At 35.7% G+C, this 21,156-nt stretch carries 19 protein-coding genes; 12 read left to right on the forward strand and 7 right to left on the reverse strand.

All coding sequences use genetic code 11. The features are described 5' to 3' along the window. The first annotated feature begins 4 nt into the window (after nucleotides 1-4). Nucleotides 5-1,207: a Pycsar system effector family protein gene (locus B8977_RS08765; RefSeq protein WP_084017332.1), complete on the forward strand. Its 1,203-nt coding sequence runs from the start codon at nucleotides 5-7 to the stop codon at nucleotides 1,205-1,207. Here B8977_RS08765 and B8977_RS08770 read toward each other — a convergent pair. Then, a complete protein-coding gene (locus tag B8977_RS08770; RefSeq protein WP_084017333.1) occupies nucleotides 1,199-3,547 on the reverse strand; it encodes a hypothetical protein in 2,349 nt (782 codons plus the stop codon). The two genes, B8977_RS08765 and B8977_RS08770, sit on opposite strands and share 9 nt — an antisense overlap. A 71-nt stretch (nucleotides 3,548-3,618) precedes the next feature. Between B8977_RS08770 and msrA the strand changes: the two genes are divergently transcribed. Further along, nucleotides 3,619-4,275 carry a peptide-methionine (S)-S-oxide reductase MsrA gene (gene msrA / locus B8977_RS08775; protein ID WP_084017334.1) on the forward strand — a complete coding sequence of 219 codons (657 nt, stop codon included), beginning with the start codon at nucleotides 3,619-3,621 and terminating at the stop codon, nucleotides 4,273-4,275. 65 nt (nucleotides 4,276-4,340) lie between these two features. On the opposite strand, the gene B8977_RS08780 is transcribed toward msrA, so the two are convergent. Further along, nucleotides 4,341-5,294: an acetyl-CoA carboxylase carboxyltransferase subunit alpha gene (locus tag B8977_RS08780; protein WP_084017335.1), complete on the reverse strand. Its 954-nt coding sequence runs from the start codon at nucleotides 5,292-5,294 to the stop codon at nucleotides 4,341-4,343. 207 nt (nucleotides 5,295-5,501) lie between these two features. On the opposite strand from B8977_RS08780, the gene B8977_RS08785 reads away from it, so the two are divergent. Then, nucleotides 5,502-5,960: a YciI family protein gene (locus B8977_RS08785; RefSeq protein WP_084017336.1), complete on the forward strand. Its 459-nt coding sequence runs from the start codon at nucleotides 5,502-5,504 to the stop codon at nucleotides 5,958-5,960. 54 nt (nucleotides 5,961-6,014) lie between these two features. Here the strand turns inward: B8977_RS08785 and ctlX are convergent, their stop codons facing one another. After that, a complete protein-coding gene (ctlX, locus tag B8977_RS08790) occupies nucleotides 6,015-6,950 on the reverse strand; it encodes a citrulline utilization hydrolase CtlX (protein ID WP_084017337.1) in 936 nt (311 codons plus the stop codon). Between the two features lie 112 nt (nucleotides 6,951-7,062). Between ctlX and B8977_RS08795 the strand changes: the two genes are divergently transcribed. Then, a complete protein-coding gene (locus B8977_RS08795; protein WP_084017338.1) occupies nucleotides 7,063-7,572 on the forward strand; it encodes a hypothetical protein in 510 nt (169 codons plus the stop codon). Between the two features lie 3 nt (nucleotides 7,573-7,575). Here B8977_RS08795 and B8977_RS08800 read toward each other — a convergent pair whose 3' ends face one another. Both B8977_RS08800 and B8977_RS08805 read right to left on the reverse strand, forming a co-directional pair. After that, the gene (locus tag B8977_RS08800) at nucleotides 7,576-8,490 is read right to left on the reverse strand and encodes a dimethylarginine dimethylaminohydrolase family protein (protein ID WP_084017339.1); all 915 of its coding nucleotides are present in this window, start codon (nucleotides 8,488-8,490) and stop codon (nucleotides 7,576-7,578) included. A gap of 161 nt (nucleotides 8,491-8,651) precedes the next feature. Next, on the reverse strand, nucleotides 8,652-9,626 hold the full coding sequence (locus B8977_RS08805) for an amidohydrolase family protein (protein WP_245828501.1): 975 nt from the start codon (nucleotides 9,624-9,626) through the stop codon (nucleotides 8,652-8,654). Nucleotides 9,627-9,967: 341 nt separating this feature from the next. Here B8977_RS08805 and B8977_RS08810 point away from each other — a divergent pair, with 341 nt between their 5' ends. Beyond that, the gene (locus B8977_RS08810; protein WP_143736416.1) at nucleotides 9,968-10,483 is read left to right on the forward strand and encodes a DUF7935 family protein; all 516 of its coding nucleotides are present in this window, start codon (nucleotides 9,968-9,970) and stop codon (nucleotides 10,481-10,483) included. A gap of 1 nt (nucleotide 10,484) precedes the next feature. Here the strand turns inward: B8977_RS08810 and porW are convergent, their stop codons facing one another. Then, the gene (gene porW, locus B8977_RS08815) at nucleotides 10,485-12,944 is read right to left on the reverse strand and encodes a type IX secretion system periplasmic lipoprotein PorW/SprE (RefSeq protein ID WP_084017341.1); all 2,460 of its coding nucleotides are present in this window, start codon (nucleotides 12,942-12,944) and stop codon (nucleotides 10,485-10,487) included. 190 nt (nucleotides 12,945-13,134) lie between these two features. Here porW and B8977_RS08820 point away from each other — a divergent pair, with 190 nt between their 5' ends. From B8977_RS08820 to katG, 7 genes are all read left to right on the forward strand, one after another. Next, entirely contained in the window at nucleotides 13,135-14,004 is an 870-nt protein-coding gene (locus tag B8977_RS08820) for a M23 family metallopeptidase (protein WP_143736418.1), read from the forward strand. A gap of 11 nt (nucleotides 14,005-14,015) precedes the next feature. Further along, nucleotides 14,016-15,518, forward strand: a complete 1,503-nt coding sequence (locus B8977_RS08825; protein ID WP_084017343.1) for a GH3 auxin-responsive promoter family protein — start codon at nucleotides 14,016-14,018, stop codon at nucleotides 15,516-15,518. A 24-nt stretch (nucleotides 15,519-15,542) separates the two neighbouring features. Next, the gene (locus B8977_RS08830; RefSeq protein WP_084017344.1) at nucleotides 15,543-16,214 is read left to right on the forward strand and encodes a TIGR02117 family protein; all 672 of its coding nucleotides are present in this window, start codon (nucleotides 15,543-15,545) and stop codon (nucleotides 16,212-16,214) included. Between the two features lie 44 nt (nucleotides 16,215-16,258). Next, a complete protein-coding gene (locus tag B8977_RS08835) occupies nucleotides 16,259-16,939 on the forward strand; it encodes a hypothetical protein (RefSeq protein WP_084017345.1) in 681 nt (226 codons plus the stop codon). 30 nt (nucleotides 16,940-16,969) lie between these two features. Beyond that, nucleotides 16,970-17,416, forward strand: coding sequence for a nuclear transport factor 2 family protein (locus B8977_RS08840; RefSeq protein ID WP_084017346.1), 447 nt, complete (start codon nucleotides 16,970-16,972; stop codon nucleotides 17,414-17,416). A gap of 130 nt (nucleotides 17,417-17,546) precedes the next feature. Then, the gene (locus B8977_RS08845; protein WP_084017347.1) at nucleotides 17,547-18,239 is read left to right on the forward strand and encodes a VOC family protein; all 693 of its coding nucleotides are present in this window, start codon (nucleotides 17,547-17,549) and stop codon (nucleotides 18,237-18,239) included. A 10-nt stretch (nucleotides 18,240-18,249) separates the two neighbouring features. Further along, complete coding sequence (gene katG, locus B8977_RS08850) at nucleotides 18,250-20,517, forward strand: catalase/peroxidase HPI (RefSeq protein ID WP_084017348.1); 2,268 nt, start codon at nucleotides 18,250-18,252, stop codon at nucleotides 20,515-20,517. A 60-nt stretch (nucleotides 20,518-20,577) separates the two neighbouring features. On the opposite strand, the gene B8977_RS08855 is transcribed toward katG, so the two are convergent. Further along, complete coding sequence (locus tag B8977_RS08855; protein ID WP_084017349.1) at nucleotides 20,578-20,907, reverse strand: single-stranded DNA-binding protein; 330 nt, start codon at nucleotides 20,905-20,907, stop codon at nucleotides 20,578-20,580. Between the last annotated feature and the right edge of the window lie 249 nt (nucleotides 20,908-21,156).

Raw genomic sequence — 21,156 nt, forward strand, 5'->3', positions numbered from 1 at the left:
AATCATGAGTGATTTATTACAAAAAGCTGAACAATTTGTTTTCGAGCTATTCAAAGATAAACTAAGTTCTGAACATACTTATCATAATTTTCTGCATACGGAATTTGTAGTTCAGAAAACCAAGGAACTGATTGAAAATGAATCTGTTTCAGACCAAGAAAAAGAACTGCTTCTTTTGGCTGCATGGTTTCATGATACGGGGCATGTACAAGGCGCTGAGAACCACGAAGAAAAAAGTTTTGAAATCGCAATTTCATTTTTGAAAGAAAATAATTTTTCAGATGCTGAAATTCAATCCATTAAAGAAATTATACTCAATACTTGCATCAACCATAATGCTTCTTGTAAATTGGGTAAAATCCTTAGAGATGCTGATTCAGCGCATTTAGGAAGTGAAATGTATGAGGAAATCAGCCGTCAGCTCCGCCTGGAATGGGAATTAATTAATGGTAAAAAATTGACTGATTACGAATGGAATCTGGAGAATTATAATTTTCTAACGCGTGAACATAAATATTTTACAGATTACGCCAAAATGCACTGGCAGCCTGTGAAAATGCAAAATGTATTTAAGATTCAAAATGAAATAAATACATACAGAAATGAAGGTTTGTCAAAACAGGAAATCAAGAAAAAGAAACTCGAAAAACTGGAACGCCCGGAGCGCGGAATCGAAACCATGTTTCGTGTGACACTCAATAATCATACGCGTTTGAGCGAGATTGCAGACAGTAAAGCAAACATTCTTCTTTCTGTAAATGCCATTATCATTTCCATTGCTTTGTCTACACTTTTACCAAAATTGGGGACGCCCAAAAATGCGTATTTGGTTGTACCGACTTTGACGATGCTGTTAGTAAGTGTTTTGAGTATTATTTTTGCGATTTTGGCTACGAAACCCAATATCACAAAGGGAGTTTTTACGCAAGAAGATGTTCAAAACAAAAAAGTAAACCTTTTGTTTTTTGGTAATTTTTACAAAATGCCACTTGATAAATACGAATCCGGAATGAATGAAGTGATGAATGACCGTGCTTATCTCTATAATTCATTAACCCGCGATTTGTATTACCTGGGATTGGTATTGAATAAAAAATACAAAATGCTTCGCCTTACTTATTACGTATTTATGTTTGGAACGATTGCGACGGTGATTGCATTTGTGTATGCATTTCAGCAAAATGGCGGAATGGAAGGATTATTTTAATCCCGCAACCAATTCTTCATACGTAAAATAAGCCTGATTTTTCATTTCTTCTTGACGCAGAATTTTCACACGAAGTGCTTTCAAACCGGTAATTCCTTGTAAATTTTCTACTTGAAGAAATTCAGTTTCAGCATCTAAAATTCCTTTGTGCTGTAGGAATTTTATATATTTCAAATATTCTGTTTCTTCGTTGGAATGAGAATACACAATTGTAATTTTTCCGGGTTGTGTGATTCTTTCATCCGTATCTTTTACAAAAGCTTTATCAATTCGTTTTTTGACGATTTCATAGCGCGCATTGTAAGTTCCGTCCACATCAAAACGTTTTTCATCCATTCGGAAACGAATCGCTAAAGGCTGATTGAAAGCGAGAATAAGAGAAGTCACATCCAATTGAATTGGTAAAAATGGCTTGATTCGATGGTGTTCATTTTCCATTTCACAAATTGCCTGCAGCTGCCACAAACGCATATTGTACAAATACAGCAAATCGAAATTTCGGGTAGGCGTGATGGACGAACCGATGTAAATGTTATGCTCGATACCATCGGTTTTAAATCTTTCAAAATAATGTGGGAAAACCTGCTGAATTCCAACTTGTTTTTCATCCAAAACACTTGCCAGTTTTTTGTTGATGATGCTGATGGTATCGTCAAAATTTTGTCTGGCATGGTAATACAGACCAGTAATTGGATCCAATGATTTCAAATAACGTGAAATGCTGTTGTTTTGATTTTCATCCAGATTTAAATTTGCTAAAATCGGATGAATTTCATTGGCAATGTATTGCTGGATTTCTTGTTCAGTTCCGGCTTCTAATGAGAAATTTAAATTATTCAGATGAGATTCGATTTCAAATTTCCGCTGATCCAAAAGTTCAAGTTTCGTTTGCTTTTTTAATTCATCCAAAACATCCATCAACATATTCAATTGATTTTGAATGTCTTCTTTGATGCAATTATTTCTCGCAACAGAAGAATTTTTGATGTCCACTTCGCCATACAAAGCATATACATCTTGAAACATCACTTCCCTGAAAGCATAATCCTGTGTCGGACTTTTGATGAAATTTTCCGCTTCTTTCTGAAATTTCCACGCAACACTTGGATGGATGCTCGTATATTCTTTTTGAATCAAAGCATCTGTCAGATTGGAAATTTCACGTTGAGCACGTTCCATCGATTCAATTAAAAAAGACAAAATCAAATCAATTCTTTGCGCAGTAATAGAATTGAAACCATGAGGCGTTTCAGAAACAAATTCCATAATACCCAAAAGATTATCGTCTTTTTTCATCGGAATCAGCATCGCACTTTTTACGCCCGATTTCTGAAGTTTCAGAGCCACTTCTTCGTCCGGATGCGATACGATGTATTTGTCTGTATTTGAAATTACAAAAGGTTTATTTTCATTTAAATGTTTCAGAAAACGGCTATTTTCAACCGGTATAGAATCGTGATTTGAATGTACCAATTGTGATGTCACATAATCATTGAATGTAGTTTTTACGATTCTTTTAGTCAAAGGATTGTAGTCCGAAATCCCAACACTCAAATCTTTGACGTTAAAAATAGATTTTAAATTATCTTCAAGTCTTTCAGTCGAACTGTGTTTGTCTGAATTTGATTTATTGAGCAATTCTTGCTTCAAATTAGAAACCGAAGTTTCAATCGTCGCATCATACAAATTCATGAGCCCAAAACCTTTGAGCAGCCAGCTTTGCGGTGGAAATTTCTCTTTCCATAAATCAATATCATCGATGTTATCCATCAAAAATTCGATTTCGGTTTCAGTCAGATTTTTCGCATTTTCAGTCGGATAAATTTCAAGAAAATCAGCGTTGTATAGAATTCTGAAAAACCTTTGAATTCCGTCTTTGTCCCTCATATTGAAATACATGGGGTAGGTGCTGCTGAACGGAACATGGTAATGGAAAGCCAAGATGATGCTGCAACTCATGATGTAAAACTCATCCGAATCAAAATTGGTATCTGCAATTTGAAATTCCTTTCCCGCTTCTGCAATTAATTTTTGAAATCTTTCGGTAGAATTAAAGGTCAGATTGCTTAATGGAAGCGTGGCAGCTTTGATTTCATTATCGGTCAATAGTTTTGGAAACAGATCTGAAAGCAATTCTGAAATGAGTTCAGAATATTGCTGAACCAATCCGAAATTATTAAATCCTGATTTGAATTCAGGAATTTCATTTACTTTTTCCAATAAATGGATAGTTCGTTCATCCGCATTGCCGTTTTCAACCTTTTTTTCAAGCTCGGAAATGACGGCTTCAAAAGATAGAACCGGTTCAAAAGGCATTTCATATTCAGAAAATGATTTCATCTGACTTTAACATTTGGCTCACAAATTTACAAAATTTATGCTGTATCTTTATCATTGAAAAAATCGAATCAATGACAAAACAAGTTCTTACCTTCGTTTCGATTTTATGTTGTCTGTACAGTTGCAACGGACAAAAAAATAGTAAAACCGAAAATACGAAAACAAAAAAAATGAGTAGCGAAAATCTTGAAAAAGCAACTTTCGGAGGAGGTTGTTTCTGGTGTGTGGAAGCAGTTTTTGACCAGTTAAATGGTGTAAGCAGTGTAACTTCTGGTTACTCAGGCGGTCACGTGAAAAATCCTACATACAAACAGGTTTGTGAGGGAACGACCGGACATGCGGAAGTCGTTCAGATAGAATTTGACCCTAAAATAATTTCTTTTGATGAATTGCTCGAAGTTTTCTGGACAGTTCATGATCCGACGCAGTTGAACCGTCAGGGAAATGATGTGGGAACGCAGTACCGTTCTGTTATCTTTTATGAAAATGACGACCAGAAATTAACCGCAGAACGTTCTATCAAAGAATTCGAAGCGTCTGATATGTACAATGGAAATTTCACAACGCAGTTGGTACCGGCAGAAATATTTTATGCGGCAGAAGATTACCATCAGAATTATTACGAAAATGACAATGGGCAAAATCCTTATTGCACCTTGGTCGTAAAACCGAAAATCGATAAATTCTACGATAAGTTTTATGATAAATTAAAACCGGAGTATAAGTAGTTAAAAAAGTAGAGGCGGACAATTAATTGTCCGCCTCGTTTATTATAAAAATATTTTAAATCAAATTAACCAGAAAATTCACCCATTGCGATGTATTTATCTTGACGTTGTCTTTTCAGTTCAGCTCCCGAAAGTCTTTTCAGTTCACCATAAGATTTCAGGATTTGTTCTTTCAAAGATTCCGCGGCTTTTGCAGGATTATAGTGTGCTCCACCCAATGGTTCTCCAATGATACCGTCGATGATTTTCAATTCAAGCATATCATTGGGCGTCATTTTCATCTGGCTTGCCGCTTGTTCTTTAAATTCCCAGGTTCTCCAAAGGATGGTCGAACAGTTTTCCGGAGAAATTACCGAATACCAAGTATTTTCCATCATGTAAACCAAGTTTCCCACACCGATTCCCAATGCACCGCCGCTTGCTCCTTCACCGATTACAACGCTGATTACAGGAACAGTTAAGTTTAACATTTCGTAAATGTTTCGCGCAATTGCTTCACCTTGTCCGCGTTCTTCCGCTTCCAATCCGGGATAAGCGCCTGGCGTATCCATCAAAGTGATGATGGGCATATTAAATTTTTCAGCCAGTTTCATCAAACGAAGTGCCTTTCTGTATCCCTCAGGATTTGGCATTCCGAAACGACGGTATTGACGTTCTTTTGTATTTTTTCCTTTTTGCTGACCGATAATCATGAACGGAGTTCCGTTGATTTTCCCCATTCCGCCAATCATTGCTTTGTCATCACCAAACCCTCTGTCACCGTGTAATTCGATGAAAGTATTGTCAGTAATGGCATAGATATAATCTAATGAATAAGGTCTCGACGGATGTCTCGAAAGCTGTACTTTCTGCCACGGAGTGAGGTTTGAATAGATTTTTTTCTTTGATTCTTCGATTGCAACCTCTATCTGCTTACAGGCTTGCTTTACATCGACACCATTGTCTTCTCCGACAGAACGGCAGCTTGACAATTGTTCCTGAAGTTCTTTGATGGGTTGTTCAAATTCTAAATATTCCATGCGTTCTTTTTCTCTTTGGATTGACAAATATACTAAGTCTTAATTTAAATTTAATGCTTTATAAAAATGAATTAATTTTGATAATAAATATCTACTTTAAGTAATTATGTTTGTTGTCATTCTGAATGAGTGAAAGAAAATGAAGAATTTAAAAATATAATTCAACTATCGTCGGTGACAAATAATAAAAACAATAAATAAGAACAGATGAAACCAATTTTTACATTTTTAATGCTGATGATTTTATCAAATCAATCATTTGCACAAAATCAAAATCCTGAATATGACAAGGAACTTGCTGACTCTTTAGGTGCTGATCAATATGGAATGAAAGCCTATATTTTGGTAATTCTCAAAACCGGACCAGCAAAAATTGAAGACAAAGAAAAAGTAAGCGAACTCTTTCGCGGTCACATGGAAAACATAAACAAACTGGCTGATGAAAACAAACTAATCGTTGCCGGACCGATGGTCAAAAATGATAATTCATATCGAGGAATTTTTATTTTAAACGTCAAAACCAAAGAAGAAGCCGCAAGATTAGTGGAATTGGATCCCGCTGTGAAAGAAGGCTTGCTTGCCGTAGATTTCTACGAATGGTATGGTTCTGCCGCACTTCCGGTTTACCTCGAAACGGCTAAAAAGATTACCAAAGAAAATCCTTGATTGGAGTATAACTTTGACAAAGCTCTGAACTCTGTCAAAGTTGAATTATAAATTTTATGCCTTCGGTAAGAAAACTTCCGCCATCATACAGCGTGCACTTCCTCCACCTAAAGTTTCGATAGTATTGATGTCAACCGAAATAATTTTGTTGAATTTTTCAATTTGTTCAACCTGTTCAGGAGTTAAAGAATTGTAAGCTGTCTGCGACATCACCAAATATTTCGAGCTTCCCATTCCGCCGACTTGCAACATATTCCCTGCAAACTGATTCATTTGTTCTTCCGTGATGGAAATGATTTCTTTTCCGGATTCTTTTAAAGATGCAACCACATTTTTTTTCTCAGATTTATCATCAATCGTATCCAAACAAATCACTGCATATTCATCCGCAACACACATCATTACGTTGGTGTGGTAAATCTGCATACGTTCGCCGTCAACTGTTTGATTCGCTTCGAAAATGACTGGCGTATATTCAAAATCTTCACAAAATTCAAGGAATAACTCTTCATCAGTTCTTGGCGAAATTGCTGCATAGGCGATTCCGTTTTCGCGATCGAGGATGATGCTTCCCGTTCCTTCGAGATAAATTTCATCTTCTTCGGCAGAAGTATAATCCATCACTTCTTCCGTATCAAAACCTTTTTCGCCCAACAGATCTAAAACATCATCTTCGCGGCGCTCGTCTCTTCTGTTTTGTGCGAACATCGGATAAAGCGCAATCGTCGCATTTTCATGAAAAGAAATCCAGTTATTTGGGAAAATGGAATCCGGCGTGTGCGGTTCTAAAGTATCTTTGATAGTAATGACATTTACGCCGTGTTCACGCAATTTTGAAACCATTGCCTGAAATTCATTCAAAGCTTTTTGCTGGATGGATTCAGATGATTCATCGGTTTCATTCTGGAAATAATTATTGACTGCAGTTTCGGCATTGAACCTGAAATCTACCGGCTCAACCATTAATATTGTATTTGTGTATTGTTTCATAATTTCTCTGAATTCATTATTTAATGGACAAAGTTAAAATTTTAATGATACATTGAATTGAAGTTCAATTATAAATAGAATTATTATTTTTGCATTCCTTTATAAAACATTCATGAAAAATAAAAGCTTAAAAGACCTTTTACAACTTAAATCGAGAGAATTGCCTGCTATTTTGTTAAATTGGAAAGAATATGACCAACAAACAGTATTGATTACCTATTTGGATTGTACAAGAAGACAAATGGAATTTACTGATGAAATTTCAACTTCTTTAAATGAATTTTCAACTTTTCACAACAAATCTTTAAATCAGATGGCTGAGGAATTTTTTAATGAAAACTCAGTTGAAAATTATAATCAATATTTTGATAAAATTACAAATCCGGTTTTAACAGAAGAGCAAAAAAGTCTGAAGGAATTCAGAAGAATCCAGATAGATAAAGCCTATGAAAAAGAAAGAAGAGGTGGAACTAAAGATATTGTAATAGGTGGAATAGTATTGGTTGTAGGAACTGTAATTACTTTAGCTACACTTTCTTCCGGTAGTGGATTGATTACTTATGGCGCAATTCTTTTTGGCGTTGTGAAAATTGCACAAGGTTTATATAAATACAATATGTAGTTTTTACTCTCGAATCAAAGGCAGAGTAGAACATCTCAAAAGCCCGCCCATTCTGGAAATGTTTCTGTAAGGAATTTCTTCTACAGTCATTCCCCAAGCGTCACGCATGTGGTTATTTAATCTCGTGAATTGTTTTTCGGAAACGACAATTTCTGGAGAGATGGAAAAAACGTTTGGATTCATCCAGTACATTTCTTCTTTGGTCACTTCAAAAACATTGTCACGTCCAAAAAGCGAAATCAAAATGTCATAATTCATAGGATTCAAAAATCCGTCTTTGTAAATGATGGCTTTATTTTTTCCAACCGGTTGGAAAGTACAATCTAAATGCAGAATTCCTTTATATGGGTCGAAATCATCTTTGACCAATTCCAAGTCGATTACCCATTTATTTGGGAATAAATCTTTGAAAAATTGAACCGCTTCAAAATTTGTTCGAGCAGTTTTGTAGTTTTTATAATCAGACTGTTTATAAGTTCCTACAAACATAAACTCATTCCACAAGATCACATCACCTCCTTCTACATGTACATTTTCAGGAACGTGGATTACTTTTTCTTTTGAAACAGAATTGATGATTCTTTCGTATGCTTCCTGTTCATCTGCACGGTCAGGAATAATGTTTGCAATAATGAATTTATCATCAATCACCATTCCGACATCACGTGCAAAAACCTGATTGCAATTCTCTAAAACCCAGGGACGAAAAACCTGAACGTTGTGCTTTTTCAAAACTTTTTCAAATTCTCCCATTTCATAAATGAAATCTGATTCTTCCGGATACAAATCCAGTTTTATGCTTTCATAAGACTTGGAATCGTAAGTTTCTTCTAAAGTTGGTTTTGGTCCGATTGAATCGGGAATTCCCAAAACAACTGCTTCAAGTTTCGATGTTTCGTTTTTTACGTTTAGGATCATATTTTTTCAAGGTGTTGGATGCTAGATGCGGTGTGTTTATTAATTGAATAATTTTCAAGAATATTAAAAAGAAAAAAATAAGTGTTTGGTGATTTAATTATTGTGATAAATAACGCAATAACATCCAGCACCAAACACCCAGCATCAAGCCAATTTTTTAATTATTTAGTGATTCCCAAAACTTTCAACCCGTTTATAGTAGCGATGTCAGAAAGTTTTTCTACGTCATAGAAATGACAAGATTCGAGCATAACGCGCAATTCCGTCCACAAATCTCCGTCAGAGAAAGGTTTGTAAATATCGTTGATGTTGTCCGTTCCAAATGCAACGCAAATTCCGGCAGGAATCATTTCGTCAACCGGCGTCATTGAGTTGTGGCTCGGCGCCAAACGCTCTGTACGGTTGTGGTCAATCCAAGCAGTTGGACATGAAATCACGTGCATATCTGCCTCTTTGATCAAATTGTACAATTCCATTCTGTATTTTTTCGGATGTGCCGCAACTGAAATCGAGTGAACCGCAGTTACTTTTCCCTGCATTCCATGTTCGATGGTTTTGCGCGCCAATTGTTCCGTTTCTTTTTCTTCGTCTGTATTGAACTGGTCAACGTGAACGTGAACTAATTTTCCTTTGGATTTTGCGGTACTCAGCAAAATATCCAAATGTTCGTCTTCTCGTCCGAAATCCTTTGCAGGTAAGCCTCCGATGATGTCTACAAAGTCAACTGACATATCAAACCATTCACGCGCTTTCGGATCGATAACACCTTTCAAAACCTGGTTGGCAAAACGGATTTCAATATCTTTTCCGTAATTTTCTTTCAATTTTTGTGCAGCGATGATGCTTCGGTCTTCGATAACTTCATCTACATCGATGAAAGTTCCAACTGCCTGAGCGCCTTGTTCTAAAAAGTGATTGATGGCACGTTCCATTCTTCCGTAAATAATTTCAACAGTCGAATTTCTTTTCATATCATCCACTAAGTGCCATTTTTCTTTCAGATAAGAATTGGTAAATGAAAAGGTGTCTTTGGTAAGTGAATACGCTCTGTCCAGATGTGCATGAGTGTTTACCCAGCCTCCTTTTTCTTTAATTTTTTCGATTACCGCTTCTTTCGGGCTCATATTGTTTTGCATACGTAGAATTTTGCCGCAAATTACGAATTTCAATTTGGATGTGTAAATAGTTTTGTATGAATTTTATCTTTAGAAATTTCATGGATTGATATTGATTTCTCAATTAACCACATAGTTACGATAGTTTAAATGCTACTCAAGCAAACATAAAGAAACATTAGTTTGAAGCTTTGCTTCATTAAATTATTAAAAACTACAAATTCTATCCCGACAAAGGCGGACTATTTAAACTTGTGTGCACTAAAAACTATGAAACTATGTGGTTAAAATTGTATTTTAATTATTATAGCTGGAAATTAAAATCATTTCTATCTTTGGATGAATTTTAAAAATAATTGAATTTGGAAACTTTGTGGATTTTGCTTGCTGTACTTTTACCGGGAACTTTAATTGCCGGAATTGCTTATTTATTAATTGATAAATTTCTCAAAAATGAAACTTTGAGAAGAGAAGTTGAAGTTAGGAAAATAAATACTTCACAGATTATTCCTCAGCGTTTGGCAGCTTATGAGCGCATGGCTTTGTTTCTTGAAAGAATTAAACCCACTGGTTTAGCAAGAAGAGTTTCACCTCAATCCACTGCTAAAAATTATGAATCGATTTTAATTCAAACTGTGCAGGGTGAGTGGGAACACAACTTGAGCCAGCAGATTTATGTAAATCCTGAAACTTGGAAATTGATTTATTCAGCTAAAAATGCAACACAGAATTTTCTTCGTCAATGTATGGAAGATTTAGGTGATGCTGCCACTGCACAGCAACTTCAGGAATACATCATCAGAAAATCTATAAATGAAAATGCGCCATCAAATGACGCACTTTTAAAACTTCAGGTAGATATTCAAGGAAATCTCTAGCTTATTTAATCCGAGATCTGGTTCCTTGTTCTTGAGTGGGAATATTGTTATTTGCAGGAGAATTTGAAGACTTATTATTAGGAGGTAAATCATCACCAGAATCTATGTTACGGCCTGGAGAAGAACTTTTCATTTTCTCCTCTTCTTTTCTTTTTTGATCGTCTATTCTTTTCTGTTCTTCAGGACTTGCTTTCGGTGTCTCTACATTTGCAGTATTTTTTGTTTTTCCGTCCATCAAATCTATGATTTCCTGAGCTTTCTTGGCTTCGTCTGTATTTTGATAAGCTATAGTAATCAGCTCCAGAGCATTTCGGAAAGAATCTCTTTCTTCAGTCGCGCCGATTGCCAATGCATTTAATAATGAGAATTTTGCAATAATGATTTCTGAAGGCCATTTTTCAATAGCCAGAGCAGTTCTAGTTTTTACTTGTTTGTAATCTTTTTCTTTGTAAAAAGCATAAGTTTCCTGATAATAATCCAATGCTTCCTGAGTAGTTGGCGTGGTGAAATTAAATTCAGGATTTAAAATATATTCAGCGTAAATTGAATTAGGATATTTCGATAAGATTATATTTTTATATTCGTCTGCTTTGGAGATATTTTCAATCTTATTGTTGATTCTATAAATTTGATAAAGTGCCTGTGCATTGGTTTCTTCGTTTTTCGGCGGAGTTGAAACCAAATGCTCTAAAGTTGTGGTAGCAACTTTCGCATTTTGAAATAAATCATAATAACCAATACCCAATGACAATTCAGTTGTGTCTCTTTCTACTTTTAATTTATCCAATTCATTTCGTTTGGTAGGGATTTTTTCTAAATAAAATTCCAATTCATATCTTCTTGGATCTTGTGTGCTTGTCTGACCGAGCATTTCAGCTTGTTGTTCTTCAATGGTCAATCCCGTAGAAGTTGAGCTTCTCCAGTTATCACCCAATCTTACATTTCCCCAGATTCTTTTGAATTCAGTTTGACCAAATCCTTTTTGAGAAGTATTGTAAAAGTAAAAACTGCTTCCACCACTTTTTCCATCATCGAAGGACGAATTAAATCCACCTCCTTTAGTTTCTGTCTGGAAAGAAGTCATTTCAATTTCGGCTTGTTTTTGTTTTTTCTCGTCTTCTATTTTTAATTTAGCAATGTAATCTTTGAAAAAAGTTTCTTTTTCTTCAGGACTCATATGGGCCAATTTCAAAATACTGTCGTTCCTTTTTACTAAATAATATTTCTCCATCAAAGTTTTCAAAGAAGTACTTCTTTTGGTAATTCTTTGGATGTCCTTGTCATAGGGAATGACTGCTAATGCGCTATCATAGTAAGAAGATGCGTGGACGTAATTTCCTTCATTGAATTCTAAATTGGCATAAGTTTCATAGGCTTTCCCACGGATGTACGGGTCAGAAGCCTGTCCTTCAAAACTCATTTTCAGATATTTTCTTGACTCGTCTATCTTTCCGTCTTTCAGAGCCATGTCGCCTATGGCGTAATAAAATTCGTTTTTTCGGGAAACATAATTTCCTTTTTTGGACACATCCAACAAATGTTCTTTGTAAGAATTGTAACTGTTTTTTTCAGGATCGAAATTATTAGCAATCGCCAATTGTGCCTTTACTTCCATTTCAAATCCAGGTTTTAATTGATAAACCCTTGTGAAAGCTTCACCAGCTTCATTCTGCATATCCATTTCAGAAAATAATTGTCCGATGATATAGTAATATCGTGCTTTTCGTTTTTTGTTTCCGGCATGGTCAATGGCATCGTCAAGCTCATGAATTGCAGCCTCATATTCCCCTCTTCTGATCAAATCCTGAGCAAAATATTTAGAAGTATTTTCAGTTAATTGTTTCTTTAAACCATCATCTTTATTTAATTTCTCAAGAATCCTTTCTCCTTCAAAAACATTTCCGGTTTGTATGTTTGCCAAAGCCATGTACATTTCAGCTTCGGGCGAATATTTTTTATGATAGGGAAGATTGGTTCTCATATAATTCAAAGCATCCAGTGCTTCAAACCCTTTTCCTTTATTGTAACGCGCTTTTCCTAAAATAAGATATGCACGCGTCATCATCTTGTTGTGTTCTTTTCCTCTGATGAGCATCGAATGTTTTTCAATTGCTTTCAATGCTTTTTCCTCCACCAAATCAAAACCGGTTGCAGCTGGTTTTTTATTATTAGAAGAATTTCCTCCGGTCTGTTTAAAGTTTGCAGCTTGCTTATCCGCTTCTGCAAAAATGTCTCCTTCGGTAATTTTAGGCAAAGGGTCAACGGGTAATATTTCAGAATAATTGTCTTTGTATTCTAATTCCAATTCATCAATCTTTTTCTCCAATGCTTCTTCCGCATTGAACAATGTATTGAACCAAGCTGTGCTGCTGTGAAATGCTCTGTTTTTGAATGAATCCTTCTCTGTCGAGCATCCAACCAAAATTCCAACACAAGCCAACGTAAGTAATTTCTTTTTCATAGATAATCCTGTCCTGACAAAACTACAATAAAAACGCATTATTTGAAAAAATCTTATATAAGATGTCAAACAATTCAGATATTTGCAATGGTTTTAATAGTTTAAAGTTAAAGGTTTCAGGTTATTTTTATTCTTGATCACCTCAAATTTAACTTTAAACATAAAATTTAAACATGGAACAAATTTAATTGTGAAGAAAAAGAAAAATATATTTCGAAAGCTTTTTCAGAAGCATACTCTGATTATTCTCAATGAAGAAGCACAGGAAGAGGAATTTGCTGTACGCCTTAACAGGATGAATGTTTTGGTAATTATAGCTTTGTTTACATTCTTCACAGTGATGGTTACCACATTGACCTTATTATATACACCGATTCACGATTATATTTTGCCCTCTGAACAGCAGGCAGATGTGATTGACAAGCAGGAAGTGCTCAGAATTACAGACAAAATCATCGAACTCGAAAACAAATCCAAAGCCAACGAAATTTATATCAATAATCTGCGAGCCATCATTTCAGGTAAAGTGCCGATGCCTCAGGTTAGTAATACCAACAATCAATTTACATCTTCGGTTGATTTGGATAAAGTAGATTTAGCGCCATCCAAAGATGATTTACAATTGCGCGAAGAAGTAGAACGCGAAGAAATGTTCAGCGTAAATGGTTCTACATCTGGCGGTGGAGATTCCGGAAATTTACTGTTTACACCACTGAAAGGAATTGTCACTTCAGGTTACAACACAGATGAAAACCACTTGGCAATCGACATCGCCGCACAGGAAGGCGAAGCCATAAAATCGGTCGCTGCGGGTACGGTTATTTTTGCAGATTGGACGCCTGATACGGGTTATGTAGCCGTTTTGCAACATGCCAACGGAATGCTTTCCATCTATAAACATAACCTTACTATTTATAAAAAAATGGGGGATGTAGTGAAAAAAGGTGAAGTGATTTCTGCCGTTGGAAATACTGGTGAACTGACCACAGGACCGCATTTGCATTTCGAATTGTGGATAGACGGAATTCCTGTTGACCCGCAACAGTACATCGTTTTTTAATTAAATAAAGAATGAATTTCAAAGCTGAAATTGCCAAAATATTTGCCCGAGTTATTTCAAAAAAAGAATCCAAATGGATTCAAAATCCCATTGAGACACAACAGAAAATTTTTGATGAATTGATTACTGTCGGGAAAAACACAGCGTTTGGGAAAGACCATAATTTTAAGTCGATTCAGAATTACGAACAGTTTAAACAAAATGTTCCCGTTCGCGATTATGAAGAATTAAAAACTTATATAGAAAGAGTTGTAAAAGGTGAGGAAAATGTTTTGTGGAAAGGCAAACCTATTTATTTGGCAAAAACTTCCGGTACAACTTCCGGTTCGAAATACATTCCGATTTCCAAGGAATCGATGCCCAACCACATCAATGCGGCGCGAAATGCGTTGTTGGGATACATTAACCAAACTAAAAAACCGGATTTTGTTTCGGGTAAAATGATTTTCCTGCAAGGCAGTCCCGAACTGGAAGAAAAAAACGGAATCCAGCAAGGGCGATTGTCGGGAATCGTTGCACATTTCGTACCTAACTATCTCCAAAAAAACAGAATGCCTACTTGGGAAACCAATTGCATCGAAGATTGGGAAACCAAAGTAGATAAAATTGTAGATGAAACTTTGAACGAGAACATGACTTTGATAAGCGGAATTCCGCCTTGGTTGGTGATGTATTTTGAAAAATTAATCCAAAAATCAGGAAAGAAAAACATCAAAGAAATTTTCCCAAATCTTCAACTCATGGTCACGGGCGGCGTGAATTACAATCCCTATCGCGAAAAAGTAAAGGAGCTCATGGGCGAAGACCTGCCTGTGGTACAAACTTATCCGGCGTCTGAAGGTTTCATCGCTTACCAGAATGACATCCATGACGAAGGTTTACTTTTATTATTGAACCACGGAATTTTTTATGAATTCATTCCGACCGATGAATTTTTCTCTGAAAATCCAACACGGATTTCTTTAAAAGACGTAGAATTAAACAAAGACTATGTTTTAATTCTCAATACCAATGCGGGTTTGTGGAGTTACAACATCGGCGACACGATTCGTTTTGTCAATTTGAATCCTTATAAAATTTTGGTTTCGGGGCGCATCAAACATTACACTTCTGCCTTTGGTGAGCACGTAATCGCACATGAAGTTGAAGAAGCCATGAAACGGACGATTGCTAAATTCCCGGCGCAGGTTTCAGAGTTTACTGTTTCACCTCAAGTCAATCCAAAACAGGGGTTGCCTTACCATGAATGGTTAGTGGAATTTGCTTTGGAACCTCAAAATTTAGAAGAATTTTCTCATGAATTAAATTCAAACATGAGGAAATTAAATACCTATTACGACGATTTGATTTCGGGAAATATACTGCGTCCGCTCGTGATTTCAAAAGTGAATAAAAATGGTTTCAACGAATATATGAAATCGCAGGGAAAACTGGGCGGGCAAAATAAAGTACCGCGTCTTTCCAATGACCGAAAGATTGCAGATGTTTTTTATCAATTAAAATTAATTAAGTAGTTTTAATTAAAAATCAATCTTACATTGAAAAAAGTCTTAAAAAAAATCTTGAAATCCTTTCTGGCTCTTATCGGCTTGATTGTTCTGTATCTTGCTGCGGTGATGATTTTGCCATTATTTTCTGTCAATAAAAATCAGGAACAAGCAGAGGAAATTGCCATTTATATTTTGACAAATGGCGTGCATACCGATATCGTTTGTCCCCTCAAAAACAATGTGATGGACTGGACGACTGTTGTTCCGATTGAAAATACGGTTTCGCAACGCACAGATTTTGAGTACGTTTCTTTTGGCTGGGGCGATAAGGGATTTTACCTCGATACGCCGACGTGGGCAGATTTGAAATTCAGCACGGCATTTAAAGCCGCATTTTGGCTGGGTGAATCTGCGATGCACGTGACGTTTTATGAAAACCCAAAAGAGGGTGAGGATTGTAAGAAAATCTGGATCAGTAAAGAGAATTATAAATTGCTTGCAGCATACATCCAAGAATCATTTGACAAAGAAAATGACAAAACCGTTTTGATTCCCACCGATATGGTTTACGGGAAAAATGATGCTTTTTATGATGCCAGACGCACTTACAATATATTTTTCACATGCAATACTTGGGCCAATAAAGCGCTGAAAGTAGCGAACCAAAAGGCAGCATTTTGGTCTGCAACCGACACAGGAATTTTCAGGCATTATGATTAAAATTAGAAATAAGATTTCTTAGATTTGACTAAATAATTATAAACATGCGTTTTCTTTTAGTTTTCATCTTTTTTCCTTTTTATTGTTTTTCTCAAGATGCATTATTATTTGAGGAAAATATTGAAAAATTGAATTCTAAAGAAAAATTTGAAATAATTAAGATTGACTTAAATAATTTGGGAGGTGCTGATTTAGGTAATTACATTAATTATTTAAGGGAAAATAAAATCAGATTCAATAAATACAATTCAGTTTTTATTAAAAAAGCAAAATCCACAAAGTATCCTTTTGATTTATACCTTCTGATAAATGAACTATTAAAAAATAAAAAGAGAAAAAACAAAATAACCATTCAACATTTATTGGTTGATAAACAAAAGATATGGGATGTAAATAATTGGAGTGAACAATTTTGGATTTTAATAAAAGAGAATAATTTTGAAATTGGAAATAGTTCACATTATACATGGGATTCTGAAGGAAAGAAACAGTACGATATCAAAAGCTATCTAAGGAGCAAAACTGAATTGAATCAACTTGGAAATAATCCTTTATTATTAATCAATCATAAGATAGTAGAATATGAGCCGGGAAAATTATTGGAATTATTAAAAAATATTGAAATAAATAATATTGAAATATTGGATAAGTCATCATCGATTAAACTTTTTGGTAAAAGAGGAATAGATGGTCAGTTGAAAATTTTTACTACAGAATTAGAATAGGTATAAATACCAATCAATAAATAATAAATTATGAAAAAAATACTTTACATCCTTTTATTAGCATCAGCCTTCACTTTTGCGCAAAAACCACAAGAACAAATCAATACTCTTTTAGATAATTGGCACCAAGCGGCGGCAGTTGCTGACGAAGATACTTTCTTTGGTTCGATGACCGAAGATGCGCGTTACATCGGTACCGACGAAACCGAAAACTGGAAACGCGACGAATTGAAAGAATGGTCAAAAGAATATTTCGCAAAAGATAGCGCATGGGATTTCAAAAAGAAAACCCGTAACGTATATATGCATTCAGACAATAAATTAGCTTGGTTTGACGAAACTTTGGATACGTGGATGGGTGTTTGTCGCGGTTCGGGTGTAGTGATTTTGACCAAAGATGGATGGAAAATCCAGCATTATGTTTTGTCCGTCACCATTCCCAATGACAAGATTGATGCTTATTTGGAATTGAAATAAATTATTGATTTAATTTATACTAAAATTCGTTGCTATAAGATTAATTTATCATAAAATTGAAACATCCAATCTGAATTTTCAAATTCCATTGATATTAATTTTTATTTTTAGCTTTCTGAAAAGCAATTAAATGAAAATTAAAGAACTTACTCTTTTAACCCATAAATTATTACAAGAAAAGATTTTCTATACAAAAACTCTAGGATTTGAACTTGTAAATGAAGATTTGAATTCTTTTAGCGTGAAGGTCGGTTGGTCAATTTTGACATTTCAGGAATCCAACGATCAACATAATTATCATTATTGTTTTTTGATACCTTCCAATAATTTAAATGAAGCCCTTCATTGGGTTGAGAAAAAATGGAATATAATTGAAATGGAAGATTCCCAGAAGACAGTTCATTTTGATACTTGGAATGCAGATTCATTTTATTTTCATGATGCAAGCGGTAATATCGCAGAATTCATAGTAAGATATGATATGAATAATCCGGGTGATGCTGAATTTGATGTAGAAAGTATTTTGTGTGTAAATGAAATTGGCTTACCAACGACAGATATACAGCAACTTAGTTTTGTTTTAGAAGATAATTTAGGTATCAAATTTTGGAAAGGTGACATGAATAGATTTGGAACCGTAGGATCACAAGAAGGATTATTTCTTTTGCCCAATTATAACCTCAAAAAAACTTGGTTTCCTACAGAATTAAATATTCAGCCCGATCCTCTGAACATTACAATTGAAATAAATGAAAATACAATAGAATTACAATATTTAAATGGAGAAATTGAAATTCTTTCAGACAAATTAATTAAAAATTAAAACATATACAATGGAAAATTACGATGATGACATCAGCAAATGCCCCTTTTTCAACGGGGGAGACAAACAAAAGGCGGCCGGCGGCGGAACGCAAAACCGCGATTGGTGGCCCAACCAATTAAGAGTAAACATTCTTCGCCAGCATTCAAAATTATCTGATCCTATGGGTGATGATTTCGATTACGCAAAGGAATTCAAAAGCTTGGATTTACAAGCTGTCAAAAAAGATTTACATGATTTGATGACCGATTCACAAGATTGGTGGCCGGCAGACTTTGGGCATTATGGTCCTTTATTCATTCGCATGGCATGGCACAGCGCAGGAACTTATCGAATCCAAGATGGTCGCGGCGGAGCCGGTGCAGGGCAGCAAAGATTTGCACCGCTGAACAGCTGGCCGGACAATGTAAGCTTGGACAAAGCTCGCCGTTTGCTTTGGCCTATCAAGCAAAAATATGGACGCAAAATTTCCTGGGCAGATTTAATGATTCTCGCCGGAAATGTAGCATTGGAATCCATGGGATTCAAAACTTTTGGATTTGCAGGCGGACGTGAAGACGTTTGGGAACCGGAATTGGATGTTTATTGGGGTTCGGAAAAAGAATGGCTTGGAAGCGATGAACGTTATGCACAAGGTTCAGATGGTGTAGAAAAACCGGGAGGCGTATTGGTTTCTGACGACGATGCAGATGGAAAAGTTCATTCAAGAAATTTGGAAAATCCTTTAGCCGCTGCACACATGGGATTGATTTATGTAAATCCTGAAGGCCCTGACGGAAATCCCGATCCGATTCTAGCAGCGAAAGACATCCGTGATACGTTTGGACGAATGGCGATGGACGATGAAGAAACCGTTGCTTTGATAGCGGGTGGACATACATTTGGAAAAACGCATGGCGCGGCTTCTTCTGATAATGTTGAAGACGAGCCTGAAAAATCTGACATCACGGCAATGGGATTGGGTTGGAAAAACAATTATAAAACCGGAGCGGGTCCTGATACCATTACCAGTGGACTCGAAGTAACTTGGACAGATTTACCGACGCAGTGGAGCAACCGCTTCTTTGAAATTTTATTTGGACATGAGTGGGAATTGAGCAAAAGTCCGGCAGGCGCACATCAGTACGTAGCAAAAGGTGGAGAAGCCATCATTCCAGATGCTTTCGATACAAATAAAAAACATTTGCCAACGATGTTGACAACGGATTTATCGTTGAGATTTGATCCGGTTTATGAGAAAATTTCAAGAAGATTTCTGGAAAATCCTGATGCATTTGCTGATGCATTTTCACGCGCTTGGTTTAAATTGACGCACCGTGACATGGGGCCGAGAGCAAGATATTTAGGATCGGAAGTTCCATCAGAAATTTTGATTTGGCAAGATCCGATTCCGGAAGTTAATCATGAATTAATCGGAGAAAATGAAATTCAGGAATTAAAATCTAAGATACTGAATTCAGGATTGTCCATTTCTCAATTGGTAACAACCGCTTGGGCTTCGGCTTCGACGTTCAGAGGTTCGGACAAAAGAGGAGGAGCAAACGGAGCGAGAATTCGATTATCTCCGCAAAAAGATTGGGAAGTCAACAATCCTTCAGAATTGGCAATTGTTTTAAGTAAATTGGAAGAAATCAAAAATGAATTTGAAGCCGGAGGAAAAAAAGTTTCTTTAGCGGATTTGATTGTTTTGGCTGGATGTGTTGGTGTGAAAGTCGCGGCTAAAAATGCAGGTTTTGACATCATCGTTCCATTTACACCAGGTCGTATGGACGCTTCGCAAGAACAAACCGACGTAGAATCTTTTGCTGTTTTAGAGCCAATTGCAGACGGATTCAGGAATTATTTGAAAGCAAAATATACAACTTCTACTGAAGAATTATTAATCGACAAAGCACAATTATTGACATTGACTGCGCCGGAATTGACGGTGTTAATTGGTGGAATGCGTGCGTTGAACGCAAATTATGACCATTCCAAATTGGGAATTTTCATGGACAAAAAAGAAATTTTGAGCAATGATTTCTTTATGAATTTATTGGACATGAATACCACTTGGAAATCGGTCAATGAGCAGCAGGAAATTTTTGAAGGAACAGATTCCAAAACCGGACAAACGAAATGGATAGCTTCACGAGCAGATTTGATTTTCGGTTCTAATTCTGAATTGAGAGCTTTAGCAGAAGTTTATGCTGCTGCTGATGCCAAAGAAAAATTTGTAAAAGATTTCGTAGCAGCCTGGGCGAAAGTGATGAATTTAGATCGATTTGATTTGAAATAACTATTTTGAGAATTATAGACAATACCTGTCAGGCTTTTAAAACCTGACAGGTATTTTAATTTATTTACTACCTAAAAGTAAAATTTCTTCGACACGAATTTCTGTAATGAAACGTTTTTGTCCGTCTTTGTCTTCATAGTTGCGGTAAGTAAGTTTACCTTCGACAGCGATTTCTTTTCCTTTTTCTACAAACTTCTGCATGATTTCAGCAGTTTTACCATAAGCCACGAGGTTGTGCCATTGTGTGTCTTCTACTTTTTCGCCTTTGGAGTTAGTGTAGTGGTCAGAAGTTGCAAGACTTACTTTTGCAAGCATTCCGTTTTCGAAGTTTACGATTTCGATTTCTTTTCCTGTGCGACCGATGAGCGTGATTTTGTTTCTAAGTGACATAACTTTACATTTTATAATTAAACATTTCAGATAAGAGACTTTTCTTGTCATCTCGAATCTCCGCTGCAAAGATTTAAGCACAATCAAAATTTAGTCGGTAGAAAACTATTTAAGTTCGTTTGTATCCGTTTGTAATTTGCTAAATAATTTTAAATTAGATAATTATAATTTTTTTCAAATTTAATTTTGATACCGATGAATTTGAGTTGATAATTTCAATTAATAAGAAATTCTTCATTTTCTTTTCTG

This window comes from Moheibacter sediminis (genome assembly GCF_900176425.1).
Taxonomy (GTDB): domain Bacteria; phylum Bacteroidota; class Bacteroidia; order Flavobacteriales; family Weeksellaceae; genus Moheibacter; species Moheibacter sediminis.